This is a genomic window from Acinetobacter sp. ANC_7634, assembly GCF_056779875.1.
In genome coordinates this window covers 25,762-41,390 of sequence record NZ_JBWYIT010000007.1, presented here as the reverse complement: position 1 = coordinate 41,390, position 15,629 = coordinate 25,762, and the positions used below count along the sequence as shown (strand labels likewise).

General features: G+C 39.7%; 14 protein-coding genes. 6 read left to right on the top strand and 8 right to left on the bottom strand.

Annotated elements, in window-relative coordinates:
* The first annotated feature begins 42 nt into the window (after window positions 1–42).
* Together AC1M9A_RS08650 and ruvX are read left to right on the top strand one after the other, a co-directional pair.
* Window positions 43–597: a YqgE/AlgH family protein gene (locus AC1M9A_RS08650; RefSeq protein ID WP_035266003.1), complete on the top strand. Its 555-nt coding sequence runs from the start codon at window positions 43–45 to the stop codon at window positions 595–597.
* Window positions 590–1,033 carry a Holliday junction resolvase RuvX gene (gene ruvX, locus AC1M9A_RS08645; protein ID WP_035266001.1) on the top strand — a complete coding sequence of 148 codons (444 nt, stop codon included), beginning with the start codon at window positions 590–592 and terminating at the stop codon, window positions 1,031–1,033. Before AC1M9A_RS08650 ends, ruvX begins: the two co-directional genes overlap by 8 nt.
* A 16-nt stretch (window positions 1,034–1,049) precedes the next feature.
* Here ruvX and AC1M9A_RS08640 read toward each other — a convergent pair whose 3' ends face one another.
* Window positions 1,050–1,673, bottom strand: coding sequence for an alpha-ketoglutarate-dependent dioxygenase AlkB family protein (locus AC1M9A_RS08640; RefSeq protein ID WP_481592349.1), 624 nt, complete (start codon window positions 1,671–1,673; stop codon window positions 1,050–1,052).
* Window positions 1,674–1,808: 135 nt separating this feature from the next.
* On the opposite strand from AC1M9A_RS08640, the gene AC1M9A_RS08635 reads away from it, so the two are divergent.
* Complete coding sequence (locus tag AC1M9A_RS08635) at window positions 1,809–3,611, top strand: ABC transporter ATP-binding protein (protein ID WP_481610035.1); 1,803 nt, start codon at window positions 1,809–1,811, stop codon at window positions 3,609–3,611.
* A 3-nt stretch (window positions 3,612–3,614) separates the two neighbouring features.
* Here AC1M9A_RS08635 and AC1M9A_RS08630 read toward each other — a convergent pair whose 3' ends face one another.
* From AC1M9A_RS08630 to uvrC, 5 genes are all read right to left on the bottom strand, one after another.
* On the bottom strand, window positions 3,615–4,148 hold the full coding sequence (locus AC1M9A_RS08630) for a DUF4269 domain-containing protein (protein WP_481596157.1): 534 nt from the start codon (window positions 4,146–4,148) through the stop codon (window positions 3,615–3,617).
* Between the two features lie 296 nt (window positions 4,149–4,444).
* On the bottom strand, window positions 4,445–4,615 hold the full coding sequence (locus AC1M9A_RS08625) for a hypothetical protein (protein WP_481610034.1): 171 nt from the start codon (window positions 4,613–4,615) through the stop codon (window positions 4,445–4,447).
* 55 nt (window positions 4,616–4,670) lie between these two features.
* On the bottom strand, window positions 4,671–5,258 hold the full coding sequence (pgsA, locus tag AC1M9A_RS08620) for a CDP-diacylglycerol--glycerol-3-phosphate 3-phosphatidyltransferase (protein WP_035265993.1): 588 nt from the start codon (window positions 5,256–5,258) through the stop codon (window positions 4,671–4,673).
* Between the two features lie 103 nt (window positions 5,259–5,361).
* Window positions 5,362–6,156 (bottom strand): acyl-CoA thioesterase, encoded by a 795-nt coding sequence (locus AC1M9A_RS08615; protein ID WP_481610033.1) that lies wholly within the window; start codon window positions 6,154–6,156, stop codon window positions 5,362–5,364.
* Between the two features lie 115 nt (window positions 6,157–6,271).
* Window positions 6,272–8,071 (bottom strand): excinuclease ABC subunit UvrC, encoded by a 1,800-nt coding sequence (gene uvrC, locus AC1M9A_RS08610; RefSeq protein WP_180028652.1) that lies wholly within the window; start codon window positions 8,069–8,071, stop codon window positions 6,272–6,274.
* Window positions 8,072–8,299: 228 nt separating this feature from the next.
* Between uvrC and AC1M9A_RS08605 the strand changes: the two genes are divergently transcribed.
* The gene (locus tag AC1M9A_RS08605) at window positions 8,300–9,349 is read left to right on the top strand and encodes an AAA family ATPase (protein WP_481610032.1); all 1,050 of its coding nucleotides are present in this window, start codon (window positions 8,300–8,302) and stop codon (window positions 9,347–9,349) included.
* Between the two features lie 32 nt (window positions 9,350–9,381).
* Here AC1M9A_RS08605 and AC1M9A_RS08600 read toward each other — a convergent pair whose 3' ends face one another.
* Together AC1M9A_RS08600 and lpxO are read right to left on the bottom strand one after the other, a co-directional pair.
* Window positions 9,382–10,335, bottom strand: a complete 954-nt coding sequence (locus tag AC1M9A_RS08600; protein ID WP_481610031.1) for a hypothetical protein — start codon at window positions 10,333–10,335, stop codon at window positions 9,382–9,384.
* Between the two features lie 129 nt (window positions 10,336–10,464).
* Window positions 10,465–11,379 carry a lipid A hydroxylase LpxO gene (gene lpxO / locus AC1M9A_RS08595; RefSeq protein ID WP_035265982.1) on the bottom strand — a complete coding sequence of 305 codons (915 nt, stop codon included), beginning with the start codon at window positions 11,377–11,379 and terminating at the stop codon, window positions 10,465–10,467.
* 505 nt (window positions 11,380–11,884) lie between these two features.
* On the opposite strand from lpxO, the gene fadB reads away from it, so the two are divergent.
* Window positions 11,885–14,038 carry a fatty acid oxidation complex subunit alpha FadB gene (gene fadB, locus AC1M9A_RS08590; RefSeq protein WP_092766638.1) on the top strand — a complete coding sequence of 718 codons (2,154 nt, stop codon included), beginning with the start codon at window positions 11,885–11,887 and terminating at the stop codon, window positions 14,036–14,038.
* Between the two features lie 12 nt (window positions 14,039–14,050).
* Window positions 14,051–15,223, top strand: a complete 1,173-nt coding sequence (fadA, locus tag AC1M9A_RS08585; RefSeq protein ID WP_035265978.1) for an acetyl-CoA C-acyltransferase FadA — start codon at window positions 14,051–14,053, stop codon at window positions 15,221–15,223.
* The last annotated feature ends 406 nt before the right edge of the window (window positions 15,224–15,629 follow it).

Genomic DNA, 15,629 nt, shown 5'->3' with positions numbered 1-15,629 from the left:
TGTTGAAGTAAAGTGATACTCAAACATAGGAGAAGCCATTAGGTGAGTAAACAATTTCTAACGCACCGTTGCCTGATTGCCCCACCTGATTTAGCAGATGATTTCTTCGCAAATAGTGTGGTCTATATCGCGCGTCATGATCATGAAGGTGCGCAGGGAATTATGATCAATCGTCCAGCTGGGATTCAGGTTAAAGAACTCTTAACAGATCTTGATATCGTGGCAGATCATGTTCACCCACATGATGTCTTACAAGGTGGTCCTTTACGACCAGAAGCAGGTTTTGTACTTCATACAGGTCAACCTACTTGGCATGCGTCCATCGCTGTAGGTGAAAACCTCTGTTTAACAACCTCAAAGGATATTCTTGATGCAATCGCACACAATGAAGGTGTTGGTCGCTATCAAATTGCTTTAGGCTATGCCAGTTGGAGTAAAAACCAGTTGGAGCAAGAAATCGCTCGAGGTGACTGGCTCATTTGTGACTCTGATATGGATTTGATTTTTAACTTACCCTATGACGATCGCTGGGACGCTGCCTATAGAAAAATGGGGGTCGATCGTACATGGCTTTCATCTGAGATTGGACATGCCTGATTCAACTACCGCTCAACTCATTATGGCCTTTGACTTTGGCACACAAAAAACAGGAATGGCTGTAGGATCGTCCATTATTGAAAGTGCTACGCCACTTTCACTTTTACCGATGAAAGATGGCATTCCCAATTGGGATGATCTACTCAAAATTGTAAAACAGCATTCTCCAAATCTGTTTTTAGTCGGGCTACCACTGAATATGGATGATAGCGAATCGGAACTATCAACACGAGCACGTAAATTTGCCCGTCGTTTAAGACACCAAACCAATATAGAAACATGGATGGTGGATGAGCGATTAACAACTCGCGAAGCGCGTGATGAACTCGATCATTATCAGGCGCAAGGGCGTGGAAAAAAGTTGTCCGCAGACAGCTTGGCAGCCGCTTTATTTATTGAAAGTTGGTATCGTAATCCTCAAGGTATTCAACCTTAATAGAATATTTGCCACTTCATCTAGGATAAAAATAGCGAAAGGTTAAATTGATTCTAGGCTCTAATACTTTGGTTGATTTCGCTAAAGTGTGTTTCCAAAAACGCTGTGTTTGACCTTTCATCACAATCAACTGTCCTGATTGTAGATACATTTCAGCAGTATGAGTTTTATCACGATGTTTAAATCTAAATTTTCGGGTTGCGCCGAGACTCAGTGAAGCAATGACGGTCTCGCCATGTTCAGGATCTCTTAATGCAGCCTCATCATCACTATGCCATCCTACACCTTGAGTTCCATCTTCATACAAATTAGCCAAACAAGAATTAAATTGAACTCCTGTTATAAGTTCAATTTTTTGCTTGAGTGCTAATAATTTCAAATCCCAAATCTGTGCTTGTTTATCCATCCCTGAATAGTGATATTGGTAGTTTTGGTCACCATACCATACGACTTTACGACCCGTCTTAAAATATTGGCCGTATAAAATCACTTCATCCTGTTTCCAAGCCAAAGCTTCTGAAAAATAATCGAAATAATCCTGTGATTCAGCATGAGTAAGTATAAGGCCGTAATCTTCTACAATCCCATCACAAGGTAGGAGATTTGAATTGGGTTCGGGTGCAAACAGCTCGAAGTTCATAACCAATTTGCCATGAAAATATAACCTTATATTAGCTGAATATTTCAACTGACAAATTGAAACATTGTGAACGCTTGTGACACTGGACAATCAAGCTTAGACTGGCATAAATCTAGACAATAAAAACAATCGCTTATGAATTTATGGCAACTTTTTCTAAAACTTAAACCTTTCGTTCGACCTTATCGCTTTTTAGTGATTGCCACTCTCTTTCTTACGCTCATCGGCTCTTTCACAGCTCAAGTGAATGCACTCACTTTGCAGTATGCAGTTGATGAAATTAATGCGCTGGTTGAGAATGGTTTTGGCTTAGCTGAAGGCTGGAATATCCTGATTACCATTACAGCGATATTATTGGGTAAAGAAGTAATTAATGCTTTTGTGCAATTCGGACAAAAGTTTTATGGTGAAAAACTTAGAATTTTTATTTCACAAGATCTAGCACAAGGCATCATTGAAAAATTTCTGACCTATAGATTAGCTTTTTTCAACGAAGAGAATAATCAGGCGGGCAAATTACAAACACGAATCGATCGTGGTATTGGCTCTCTGACTCGTCTAGTTCAAATATTCTTTATTGACATTTTGCCGTTATTTACCAGTGCGATCGTGGCTTTAGGATTAATGTACTACGCCAACTTTTATGTTGGCTTAGTGGCGACCACTATCGTTCCAATCTACTTCTGGTTAACTTATAAACAAGCACAAAAACTCGGAGGCTGGCGTAGAAATTTACGTGATGGTCGAGAAAAGAAAAGCCAAGGTATCCTCGGAATTATTAATTCAATTACGGTTATCAAATCTTTCAACCGCGAGTCAATAGAATCGACCAAACAACTCAAACTACAAAAAGAACTCACAGATAATCAAATGCAAACCCGTCAGGTCAGCTTTTTATTTGATGGGTTAAAAACCTTTATTGAACAAATAGGTATTGTTTTAATCATCATCCTAACTGCGTATTTTGTGCTTGATGGTCAGATGAGCATCGGTATGATCATGTTTCATGTACTGCTGTTCAATAATGTATCCGCACCAATTCGCTCCTTACATCGTATATATGATGAAGTGAATGATGCCATGATCTATTCAGAAAGCTTCTTTAAAATTTTAGAAGCAGATGATCAAATTGAACCTACAGGTCAACTCAAACCGCAAATTCAAGGAAAATTTACGCTGAAAAATGTTGAATTCTTTTATCCAAACGGTCACCACGCACTAAAGAATATCAATATGGAGATTCGACCCAATAAAATTACTGCATTAGTTGGCTTATCAGGTGCGGGAAAATCAACCTTAATCAGTCTTTTAGATAAATTTTATGAACCTAATCAGGGATGTATCGAACTCGATGGCATCGATCTCAATCAAATTGATACTCAATATTTGAGAGATCATATTGGATTAGTCCTACAAAAAAATCATATTTTCCAAGGGACTATTCTTGAAAATATTCGCTATGGTAAAACAGAAGCCACTGAAGAAGACGTGATCATTGCTGCTAAAAAAGCCTCCATTCATGAGCAAATTTTACAACTTCCAGATGGCTATCATTCCGATGCATTGCAACTCTCTGGAGGACAACAACAGCGTATTGCGATTGCTCGTATGTTCTTGAAAAATCCGCCGATTATCTTTTTAGATGAACCGACTGCGAGTTTGGATGCCATCGCTTCGGAACAAATTAAACAAAGCCTTGATGAGATTAAACAAGGACGTACTGTCATTATTATCTCGCACAGCCTGTCGCAAATTATCGATGCGGATTATACCTATGTCATGAAAGAAGGCGAAATTGCCGAGCATGGAGAACATGATGCCCTTTACCATCAAGACGGTGTGTATAAACAAATTTTTGATGCGATGGCTAAAAGTTTGAATATCGAAAAAATTGCAAAAACTTTTGAAGACGATGGAGATGAGGAAACCCATAGTTAAAGTTTAATCTAGGTAACCTTGGCATTGAAGCAGTTGAATCAACACACAGTCATCTGCTTCATATAGCTGACTTAACTTCGTGTAAGGATCACCATCGAGCGCTAACATCTGTGCAAATGCAGGTTCAGTTTTTATACCTTTTCGCTTAAGGCGAATGATTTCCTGTTTAAATTGGTCATTTGCCAAATCTAATATTCTATGTTCAACGTAGAAGTGCTGGAATCCCGCCTGCTGATCAATTGGTGTTGTAGAACAAAATATCTCAATTGACCAAGCACAATATTCGAATCGGCAAATCCAAGTATCACGTTCAAAATAACTTCGCTCAATGCACCATGCCTTATATGTTTGAAATAATTTTAGTGTTTCAATCAAATGATTCTCTTGCTCAATCGGATAACTACAAATGAGGTCGATATCACTTTGAGCTGTTGCAATTCCTAAAGGTGGCGTACCGACCACTGTAACTTGATACCGCTTGAGTATTTCCAAAAGGTTTAAGTCATCAATGACTTTTTGAAAGTGTATTTTTTTCATTGTTATTTTTAATCTCTAAGATGATTCAACTTTAAAGCGGTTGAATCTCCCAATATGAATTACTTTAACCCTCAGCAGAAAAGCTTAAGCAATTAAGGTTATTTTTGATTTTCGATAACATCTAACGCATAAACAGTTTTAATATAATTTCGATACTGCGTTGAATAAGAGATTTCCAAACAACGCATAAGGTATGCTTTCTCTTTTGAATATTGATAGCTGCCTAACGCTTCTTTGAGCGCTTGATCAATATAATTTTGCACTTGTTTTGCCGCCTCATGGCTATGCTCACCGAGTTAAAAATATCCACCTCTCGCAATATTTGCTTCAGCTGCATAAATCTCAGAATGAGATAGACAATACGCGATCCCATCATTATGCAAATACTCTTGTGCCCGTGATAAATCATCCGCATAAATGCTTGAACTCAACAAGATACTTAAACCAATAGCAAATTTAATTCTCATTTTTAAATCACTTTCTCAAGACAATAAAAAAGCGCCTTTTGGCGCTTTAAATACATTAGGGTTGTTTTAGATATGGCCATGCCGCTCTTAAATAAATAAACATGGACCACAGTGTTAAAATTACAGCGGTATACAATAAACCATATGCAACTAATTCAAGTGGTTTCCAATTGAGTAAGAACACGGAAATAGCAATCATCTGAAAAGCTGTTTTATATTTGCCAACCGTTGATACAGCTACATTGGTACGTGCACCGAGCTCAGCCATCCACTCACGTAAAGCAGAAACGGTAATCTCGCGTGAAATAATCACAATCGCAGCAAAAGCCATCGAAATTGTAGGTTGCCATTGCACCAAAACAATCAATGCTGCTGCGACCATTAATTTATCCGCAACAGGATCTAAAAAACGTCCGAATGCAGAAGTCTGATTCAATGTTCTTGCTAAGTAACCATCAAACCAATCTGTGACAGCAGCAATCACAAAAATTGCAGTCAGAATGATATGACGCGTCATACCCCCTTCATGCCCACCCACACCAATCGCAGGAGGCCAATAGGCAATAATTAAAAAAACAGGTATTAACGCAATACGTGCTAGCGTCAAGATATTTGGTATATTCAGGATGCGACCTGTAGACATAGACACCGCCAGTTTGCCCCAATTACAGCTAAAATTTGCAATAAAAACTTGAGCTTTGATTCTTTAATCCGCTTACTTTAAACGATTCACTACCCGCTGTCGACTAGGCAAAAATCGCGACAGTCTGTCTACAAATTGCAACGAGACGGTCATTATGGTCCCAAATATGGGCATATTCAGTAGAATAACCATGCGCAGAATGATCTGTAAATACTTTATATTTAAACCAATCTCGTCGGTCAGCTAGAATAGGCTCTACCAGCGTCACATACCAAGAAATTGAACTGCCCGGTGCTGGTTTTTTTAATATAGGAAAAATTCCTGCAGGCCAAATATCTAACATTGCTATAAATTCAGGCATGCTCAGCGGACCTGCTTCAAATTTAGATTCTGCATATCGAAACCACCCGCCAAAATCTGGCTTTTCAGCAGCCGTACAAGGGTATTTCCCTTCAGCCCAAATCAGATCATAGTTCTGATAGCATTGCGGCATAAGAGGATGATAAGGCAACTTAACTAAACTTTCAGGTGAATCATACTGTGGTGCTGAGCGAGCTTGATCCATATTCACGACTGATTCACGGTCTGAACCAAAACTTGCCAGCAGAATTCCCTGTACAGCATCATCCTGCCAAATCCGAGCTTCAATATTAGTCACAGATTTACCTTGCCTTAAAATTTCCACTGTCACTTTGACTGGCTTTTCCTGAACAGGACCCACAAATACCACACTGGTGCTCAATAATCTTTTTTGAGGGTCATTAATCATTTGTGTTGCTTTGTGTAGCATCATCGCCGTGGTTAAACCACCAAAAATGGTACGACCTTGCAACCAACCCTCAGGGATCTCCACCCATTCTTGTTGATCAATTTCTTGAAATACCTGTCCAAATGACATGCGCAACCCTTTTATTTTAAATTTCTTATCGCGCTAGCATGCTGAATTTTCAGATTGAGGTAAATGATCAATGACTCGCAGGTCAATGATCATTTTGGCAAATTGATATGCATGATTACTCATGCAAGATTTTGTACACAGTCCGAGCGAGATTTGCACCAAAACCTGGGACTAAATTCAAATCCTTTTCAGAGGCTTTTAATACCCCTTGAATCCCACCAAAATGTGTTAATAAATCACGGCGGCGTTTTGGTCCTAGCCCTGGAATGGCTTCTAAAACTGACTGCCCACGACGTTTATCGCGCTTGGCACGATGTTTAGTAATGGCAAATCGATGCGCCTCATCACGAACCTGTTGAATTAAATGTAGCGCTTTATGGTCTTCAGGCAGTTGGATCTTTGTGCCATCAGTGAAATGTAAGGTTTCCAAACCTGGCTTACGTCCTTCCCCTTTTGAAACCCCCACCATGAATGCATCCAATCCAAGATCTTGCATGACCTGCATTGCCATATGTAATTGACCTTTACCACCATCGATGAGAAGCAAATCTGGCAGCATCGCCTTCTTATAGCGTCGTGTTAAAGCCTGACGCATGGCAGCATAATCATCACCGCCAGTGATATCTTCGATAGCAAACTGACGGTAATCGCGCTTACGAGCCCCTCCACTATCAAAAACAACACAAGAAGCGATCGTTGCTTCGCCCATCGTATGGGATATATCAAAACATTCGATACGATCAATTGGACGTCCGACCACCTCTTCTAACTGATGAAAACGTTCATTCAATTCATAATGGTTAGCAAGTTGTCCTTTAATGGCATGCTGTACATTCATGGTCGCAAGCTCGAGCCATTCTGCACGGGTTTCTCGAACTTTTGATTTAATCAGAATTTTTTTGCCAAAATTTTGTTGTAGTGCCTCTTCTATGTCTTTTTTGTCTGGCAGCTCCACGTTGACGATTAATTCTGTTGGAATCTCATCGGCAACTTGGAAATAAAAGTTCGCGATAAAATCTGCCAGCATTTGTCCCAAATCATCACCCAACATATCTGGGAAATAACTTTTTCCTCCCAACATCTTGCCATTACGCACATGCATAATCTGAACGCACGTTACCCCCGCTTGGTATGCGATCGCCAATATATCTGCTTCACCTTTGACTTTATAAATCGCTTGTTGCGTTTGGACATCACGCAATAATGCCATCCGATCACGATAAAAAACGGCTTTTTCAAATTCGAGAGCTTCTGCTGCCGCTTCCATTTTGGCAATTAATTCTTGATTAAGCTCACGTGTGTCCCCTTGTAAAAAACGAATAGAGTTATCAACATCATCTTTATAATCTTCAGGTGATATCATACCCACACATGGAGCTGAGCAACGTTTAATTTGATACTGCAAACACGGTCTTTTACGTTGCGCAAAATAACTATTTTCACATTGGCGGACATTGAATAATTTTTGTAAGACCACCAATGTATCACGTGCATTATAAGCACTTGGATAAGGTCCAAAAAATTTACCTGCTTGATGTTTCCCCTTACCACGACCTGCTGCAATACGTGGATAAGGCTTATCACTGGACACAAAAATATAGACGTAAGATTTATCATCTCGCAGCATGATGTTATACGGCGGTCGATGAAGCTTAATTAAGTTTTGTTCAAGAAGTAATGCTTCCGTTTCTGAGCGGACCACCATGGTTTCAATATCATGAATGCGGGCAACTAAAGCCTGTGTTTTGGGATGCTCAATGGTTTTAACAAAATAGCTAGAAACACGATTTTTTAAATTCTTCGCTTTTCCCACATACAACAACTCTCCATCTTTACCTAACATGCGATAGACACCAGGCAAAGTCGTAAGATTGGCTAAGATTTTTTCAATGTGTTCACGTGCGTTTTCGTTCACAAGCAGCCTTTAATGTAGAGTCAGTCATTCATGCAACAGCATGAGCTTATTGTGATGGTAACGCGCTCTATTTCAAGTGCATTTCGGTAGACGATTTTAAAACCTTGTTGATCCAACAGTTCAGGGCAATGATCGCAGATTTTATAATCAGCTGATTGTTAAAAAGTCTGAGTTGTTAAATTCAAGTTTGATATGCTTTTCAACTGATTCATTCATGGATGCGCCAACATGACTGCGACCGATCGTGCTTTTCACGCCATACAACCTGCACTCTCATCCCATAGTCCTTCAGAAAAAGATCGACTCATTGGAAAGTCTCGCTTTCATTTTGAACCAGCCAAAGTGATGCAGTTATTGCGTGATCGTATCATTGGGCAAAATCCAGCCTTAGATGAAATCGAAAAAATGCTTCACGTGGTCAAAGCTGACTTTTCAAGTCCTGAACGCCCCTTGTCCGTCACCTTAATGCTTGGACCAACAGGTGTTGGTAAAACAGAGACTGTTCGTTTGATTGCTGAAGCGATTTATGGTCGTCCTGATGCGTTTTGTCGTATCGATATGAATACACTGGCTCAAGAACATTATGCAGCCGCTTTAACAGGCGCTCCGCCCGGATATGTCGGTTCGAAAGAAGGTCACAGTTTATTCGATGAAACTGCGATTAATGGCTCTCATACCCGTCCTGGCATTATGCTGTTTGATGAACTTGAAAAAGCCTCTCCCGAAGTGATTCGTGGCTTAATGAATGTGTTGGATACAGGTCGTCTAACCCTTACTGCTGGAACAAAAACGATTGATTTTCGTAATTGTATGATCTTTATGACCAGTAATGCAGGAGCGCGCGCAGCACAACAATATTTAGATAAATTAAATGTTTTACCGCAAAAACTTCAAAATCTATGTTTAAAACGCCTACCCACGAAAGCCATTATTGAAAAAATACTGCATCGCAGTTTTGATCCGGAGTTTCTGAATCGAATTGATCGTGTCCTTCATTATCAACCTGTTCAAGATGATGCACTCCCTAAATTGGTTGATATTGAACTGGAAAAACTCAACATTCGTTTGCAACATCAAAAACGTCAGGTTCATTTATCAGACCTTGCCAAAGCATATTTCTATCAGGGTCATGATATCCGCTTTGGGGCACGTCATTTAGCACGTAAAATAAGAACTGAACTAGAACCCATTATTGCGATCTACTTTCTAAAGCATCCAGATCAACTTCATCTCCAGCTGGATTGCAAAGACGGTCAGCTTTCGATCATCAATCAATAAAAAAAGCCCATTATGGGCTTTTTTTAAACAAATCATCTTAAACCAGGAATCGTGACAAAGGATTCTGCTGCCGTTTTATTATAATACGTACACCCTTTTTCAATATTTGCCATTAATAACTGATAACGCTGTCTATTTTCTGCAACATCATCGTTCATTAGCAATTTTTCATAGAGCTTATATTCATCATCAGTCGTACGCTTCAAAGTTTGATGATATTCAGCAGGATATAGTTTGCTTTCAAATTCAATGGCTGTTGAATCATCTAAACTAATCTTCATACTGGTGTCAAAAATACTGCTAAAATTCATACCCATCCAACGATCTTTAGCAAGTTGAAATTTAACTATTGGATTTTTTTCATTTAAAAGATCAAGATACAGCAAGTTATCTTCATAAAATTGGTTAAAACTCTCTTCCAATGGTTCACTCGTGTTTGGATAGAGTTGTAAATAATCTACTCGGTTTTGTTCTGCTTTCTTTCTATAACAATAGCTACCTGAAGAAAAATTTTTAAGACCATCTTTGGCTATAAACAATCTCACATTAGAGCTCAAATCATTTCGATCAATGTTGCGATAACCTGGTAAAACTGTATCAAAAACATTTTTACCCGATAGGTTTACACGCTCCATTTCGATATCCGTTTGGATGTCACCAATGATATTCATCGTCCAATGACTAGGACTATTCACACTGAGCGTATTTTGGGCTTGATCATAGGTTTGATAGATACGATTTCGCGTCACAATCACACTATTCAACGGTTTAAAACTATCCGTATAAGTAAATTGTCCATTTTGAAATTCAATATAATTTAAGCCGAATCGATCATTGGAATTATAGTAAATTGAATAGAGTTGATCACCGTTTCGAAATTGTGTACTCGGTGATGATTCATACGAATCTCCCGACCCACCGCCGCCACAGGCACTTAAAAAAAACGGTAAAACACTTAGTACTAATATTGTTTTTTTGAGATTCATTTGAATTTTCTTTTGTATATTTTACAGATAAAAGCATAGCTTTTATTGAACCACTTCTCAATTTTAATTTACATCATTTTAAGTAAAATTAAAAAATGCGCCCTGAGGCGCATTTTGATCTGAATGCTCTTAAAACACATAAGGTCGAATAAAAATCAGGAAGAATATCCCTAACATCAAGAACCATTTTAAAAAGTAATATAACTGACGGTTCTTCGCTTTCAGTGCTTTTGCTTTCACACGCAAGCGATAAATATAACCAAATGCTTTGTTCAGACCACCCGTTTGATCCCCTGCTTCATTCGGTGAACTTGCCGCAGTCATTACATTTTTACCAAACCAATGATTAAACCGTTCCATCCAACGTGTCTTTAAAGGGCGCTCTACATCAGCAAAGAAAATAATACGATTTTGATCCGTCGTGTTTTCTGCATAATGAATGTAGGTTTCATCAAACACAACGCTTTCACCATCTCTCCATGAATACCGCTGACCATCTACATCAATAAAGCAACGATCATCATTTGGCGTCAACAACCCTAAATGATAGCGTAAAGATCCCGCATAAGGATCACGATGACGAACCAAGCGACTATCAGGAGCAAGCTCAGTAAACATCGCCGCTTTAATGGTTGGCAATGTTTTAAGCAATGCTGTCGTTTTAGGGCACAGTTCTGCTGCTGAAGGATGTGCAGAGTCATACCATTTTAAATAAAAACGCTTCCAACCAGTTTTAAAAAATGAATTAAAGCCTAGGTCATCATATTTTTCAGAGGCTTTGATCCCACCCTGCTCATATAAAGCTTTGGCTTCATCACGAATCATTTCCCAATTTTCATCTAACACTTTTAAATCTTTAAAATGCTGTGTGTCGATATAAGGCTGGTTTGGCACCTTAGAGAACATATACATCAAAAAATTAATAGGTGCCAAAATGGTCGAATGATCAAAGAATTGACGATAGAACGAATGTCGTACTTTTCCACGACGTTGAATATACAGTGCCGATATGATGAATATCGCGAGAATAATCCACTTGATCATTGATTGACTCGGTTTATCTTTGGTTAGCGGGTTAAATGAGGAGATGCTGCACCTAAATTGGAAATGAATTGTTCCAATTTAGATGTATAGATAATCACGTAAATTGTATAACGACTACCCCAAACAACGAAACATTGTGTTCTACAAATAGACTTTGGATGGCTTTATATTTCAGTTTATTGACTTTTATGACGAAATTTAAAGTGCAAAATAACTTGAAATTACCTACCTACCCCAGATATAAGTTGAAGTGTTTTTAAATAAAATGCCAATTGAAACAATCGCTTTATTGTAAGAAGAACAAATTCTACATTCGCATCTGCTGTTTTATAACGCATGCTGGTGCAATAAATAGATGACCATTGCGTCACGGCTTGATACAACTTGTTATGTTCTTTTTCGATATAGTTATCGTAAGATTAGCGAAGCTTTAATGTGCGCAGGAAATACGCACTAGCTTCACAACATCAACTTAGAAGTCCTCCAAAAAAAAGGAGATCAGGGCATGATCCACGCTGGCAATGCCATTACCGTCCAAATGCTTTCGGACGGAATTGCAGAATTCCGCTTTGACTTACAAGGTGAGTCGGTTAATAAATTCAACCGCGCAACAATTGACGACTTTAAAGCTGCAATTGCTGCTGTTCAATCAAACGCTGAGATTAAAGGTCTTATCGTTACATCTGGTAAATCTACGTTTATCGTTGGTGCAGACATCACTGAGTTTGGTGAAAATTTTGCGCAAGGCGAACAAGTCATTGTAGATTGGGCGATGCCTGTTCATGAAATTTTCAATTCATTCGAAGATTTAAATATTCCTAAAGTTGCTGCAATCAATGGTATGGCATTGGGCGGCGGTTTCGAAATGTGCTTGGTGTGTGACTATCGCGTGATGTCAGAATCAGCACAAGTTGGTCTTCCAGAAATTAAACTTGGGATCATTCCTGGTTTCGGTGGTACTGTTCGTCTAAGCCGTGTTATCGGTATCGATAACGCTGTTGAATGGATGGCAATGGCGAACCCGAAAAAAGCACCTGCTGCACTTAAAGATGGCGCGGTCGATGCGGTGGTTGCTGCTGATAAATTACAAGATGCTGCAATCTCTATCGTTAAACAAGCAATCGAAGGTCGTTTAGACTGGAAAGCGAAGCGTCAAGAAAAATTAGATCCAATTAAGTTGAATCCATTAGAACAAATGATGGCTTTCAACTCATCTAAAGGTGTGGTACTTGCGAAAGCTAATCCTGCACAATACCCTGCGCCAAAATTATTGCTTGATTCTATGCAAGCGGGTTCAAGCTTAGATCGTGCTGGTGCACTTCGCCAAGAAGCTGAACACTTTGCAAAAGCAGCGGTAACGCCACAAGCAGGTGCGTTGATTGGTTTATTCATCAACGACCAAGTTGTGAAGAAAACTTCGAAAAAATATGAACAAGGCGCTCACCCTGTAAATCAAGCTGCAGTACTTGGTGCAGGTATCATGGGTGGTGGTATTGCTTATCAAGCGGCAAGCAAAGGCACACCAATTATCATGAAAGATATTGGTAACCCACAACTTGCTTTAGGAATGAAAGAAGCAAACGGTCTTCTGACTAAACAAGTTGAACGTAAGAAAATCAAGCCTGCTCAAATGGGTGAAACGCTTGCACGTATCCGTCCGACATTAAGCTATGATGAGTTTAAAGAAGTCGATATCGTGATCGAAGCGGTAACAGAAAATCCGAAAGTGAAAGGCATCGTACTCAAAGAAACTGAGTCTAAAGTACGTGAAAACACGATCATTGCATCAAACACTTCTACGATCTCAATCACGCGTTTGGCTGAAAACCTAGAGCGTCCTGAGAACTTTGTAGGGATGCACTTCTTTAACCCAGTGCATATGATGCCTTTGGTTGAAGTGATTCGTGGTGAAAAAACTTCACCTGAAGCGATTGCAACGACTGTCGTCCTCGCTCAAAAAATGGGTAAAACTCCGATCGTTGTAAACGACTGTCCGGGCTTCCTTGTAAACCGCGTATTGTTCCCTTACTTTGGTGCCTTTGACCTTCTTCTTAAAGACGGCGCTGACTTCCAACAAGTCGACAAAGTGATGGAAAAATTTGGCTGGCCAATGGGTCCTGCATACTTAATGGACGTTGTCGGTATTGATACTGGCGTTCACGGTGCAGAAGTGATGGCTGAAGGTTTCCCTGACCGTATGAAGCCTGATTTCAAAGGTTCAATCCAAACAATGTATGAAGCACAACGTCTCGGTCAAAAGAACGATGTTGGTTTCTACAAATATGAATTGGACAAGAAAGGCAAGAAAGCAAAAACTGTTGATCCAACAGCGTATGACGTAATTGCTTCTGTCGTGACTGGTGAAAAACGTGAATTTGATTCTCAAGAGATCATTGACCGTATGATGATTGCTTTCTGTAACGAAACTGTTCGTTGCTTAGAAGACAACATCGTTGCAACACCAAACGAAGCAGATATGGCAATGATCATGGGTGTAGGCTTCCCTCCATTCCGTGGTGGTCCATGCCGTTACATCGATCAAACTGGTGTAGCTGAGTATGTTGCGCTTTGCGACAAGTATGCGCATTTAGGTAAGGCTTATGAAGCGCCACAAATGTTGCGTGACATGGCTGCTAACAACAAAAAATTCTACGGTTAAGGAGCAACGTGAATGGCTACTTTAAATCCACGTGACGTTGTCATCGTTGATGGCGTACGTTCAGCAATGGGTAAAACCAAAAATGGTATGTTCCGCAATGTACGTGCCGATAACTTATCTGCTGAATTAGTTCGTGCATTGGTTGCTCGTAACCAGTTTGATGTGAACGAAGTTGAAGATGTGATCTGGGGTTGTGTGAACCAAACTCTAGAGCAAGGCATGAACATCGGTCGTAACATCGTGTTATTGGCAGACTTACCAAAAACTGTTGCAGGTCAAACTGTTAACCGTCTTTGCGGTTCTTCAATGCAAGCAATTCATACCGCAGCTGCTCAAATTGCGACAAACCAAGGTGATATCTTCATCATCGGTGGTGTTGAGCACATGGGCCACGTTGGCATGATGCATGGTATCGACTTGAACCCACAAGCATCTAAACATTATGCAAAAGCATCTAACATGATGGGCTTAACGGCAGAAATGTTAGGTCGTATGAATGGCATTAGCCGTGAAGAGCAAGACGCTTTTGGTGTTGAATCTCACCGTCGTGCTTGGGCTGCTACTCAAGAAGGTCGTTTCAAAAACGAAATCATTGGTGTTGAAGGTCATGATGCAAATGGCTTCAAAATCCTTTGTGATGTAGACGAAGTGATTCGTCCAGATGCGAACCTTGAAGCATTTAAAGCGTTGCGTCCTGTGTTTGACCCTAAAGGCGGTACAGTGACTGCTGCTACATCATCAGCGTTGTCTGACGGTGCATCTGCAATGTTATTGATGTCTGCTGAGCGTGCGCAAGCACTCGGTCTTAAGCCACGTGCTGTAATTCGATCTATGGCAGTTGCAGGTTGTGATGCTGCGATCATGGGTTATGGCCCAGTTCCAGCAACTCAAAAAGCGCTGAAACGTGCTGGCTTGAGCATTGGTGACATTCAAACTGTTGAGTTAAACGAAGCATTTGCTGCTCAAGGTCTTTCAGTATTGAAAGGTCTAGGTTTACATGACAAACAAGACATCGTGAACTTAAACGGTGGTGCGATTGCGCTTGGTCACCCATTGGGTTGTTCTGGTGCGCGTATCACAACGACGTTGTTAAACGTGATGGAACAACAAGATACACAAATCGGTCTTGCGACGATGTGTATCGGTCTTGGTCAAGGTATCGCAACTGTGATCGAACGTGTTTAAGTTTTAAATACGTGACCAAAAGAAACCCCGCTTAATGCGGGGTTTTTTCTCTAAAAAAAAATCTTGTTAAAAAATTTATAAATATGAAGAAAAAAAAGACATATTTCTATCCAGTATTTTATATCGTTCTCAGTCTTATAATTTTCTATTTTGGATGGAAGTTAGAAAATCAATATGAATTGCCTTTCTTTAATCCTCTATTAGTTTCTAGTATTGCTTATGGACTGGCTATTACTTTTTTAACTCCCATTTTTCTTGTTGTTATCAATCAGTTTTATGTCCGAGAAATTGAGGAGAATCGCAAAAAATTCCGTTATAAAAAAATTAATAAATTCATGAATTATTTTATATTTATACTTCTTACAGGGTTTGTGTTATTTTTTTTTGGAGGTTATTTTCCCCGCAA

Excerpts from the sequence above, each read along its gene's own strand:
- ruvX (WP_035266001.1), top strand. The coding sequence starts at position 590 with ATGCCTGATTCAACTACCGCTCAACTCATTATGGCCTTTGACTTTGGC.
- AC1M9A_RS08640 (WP_481592349.1), bottom strand. The coding sequence starts at position 1,673 with ATGAACTTCGAGCTGTTTGCACCCGAACCCAATTCAAATCTCCTACCT.
- AC1M9A_RS08635 (WP_481610035.1), top strand. The coding sequence starts at position 1,809 with ATGAATTTATGGCAACTTTTTCTAAAACTTAAACCTTTCGTTCGACCT.
- AC1M9A_RS08630 (WP_481596157.1), bottom strand. The coding sequence starts at position 4,148 with ATGAAAAAAATACACTTTCAAAAAGTCATTGATGACTTAAACCTTTTG.
- AC1M9A_RS08625 (WP_481610034.1), bottom strand. The coding sequence starts at position 4,615 with ATGAGAATTAAATTTGCTATTGGTTTAAGTATCTTGTTGAGTTCAAGC.
- pgsA (WP_035265993.1), bottom strand. The coding sequence starts at position 5,258 with ATGTCTACAGGTCGCATCCTGAATATACCAAATATCTTGACGCTAGCA.
- AC1M9A_RS08615 (WP_481610033.1), bottom strand. The coding sequence starts at position 6,156 with ATGTCATTTGGACAGGTATTTCAAGAAATTGATCAACAAGAATGGGTG.
- AC1M9A_RS08605 (WP_481610032.1), top strand. The coding sequence starts at position 8,300 with ATGACTGCGACCGATCGTGCTTTTCACGCCATACAACCTGCACTCTCA.
- AC1M9A_RS08600 (WP_481610031.1), bottom strand. The coding sequence starts at position 10,335 with ATGAATCTCAAAAAAACAATATTAGTACTAAGTGTTTTACCGTTTTTT.
- lpxO (WP_035265982.1), bottom strand. The coding sequence starts at position 11,379 with ATGATCAAGTGGATTATTCTCGCGATATTCATCATATCGGCACTGTAT.
- fadB (WP_092766638.1), top strand. The coding sequence starts at position 11,885 with ATGATCCACGCTGGCAATGCCATTACCGTCCAAATGCTTTCGGACGGA.
- fadA (WP_035265978.1), top strand. The coding sequence starts at position 14,051 with ATGGCTACTTTAAATCCACGTGACGTTGTCATCGTTGATGGCGTACGT.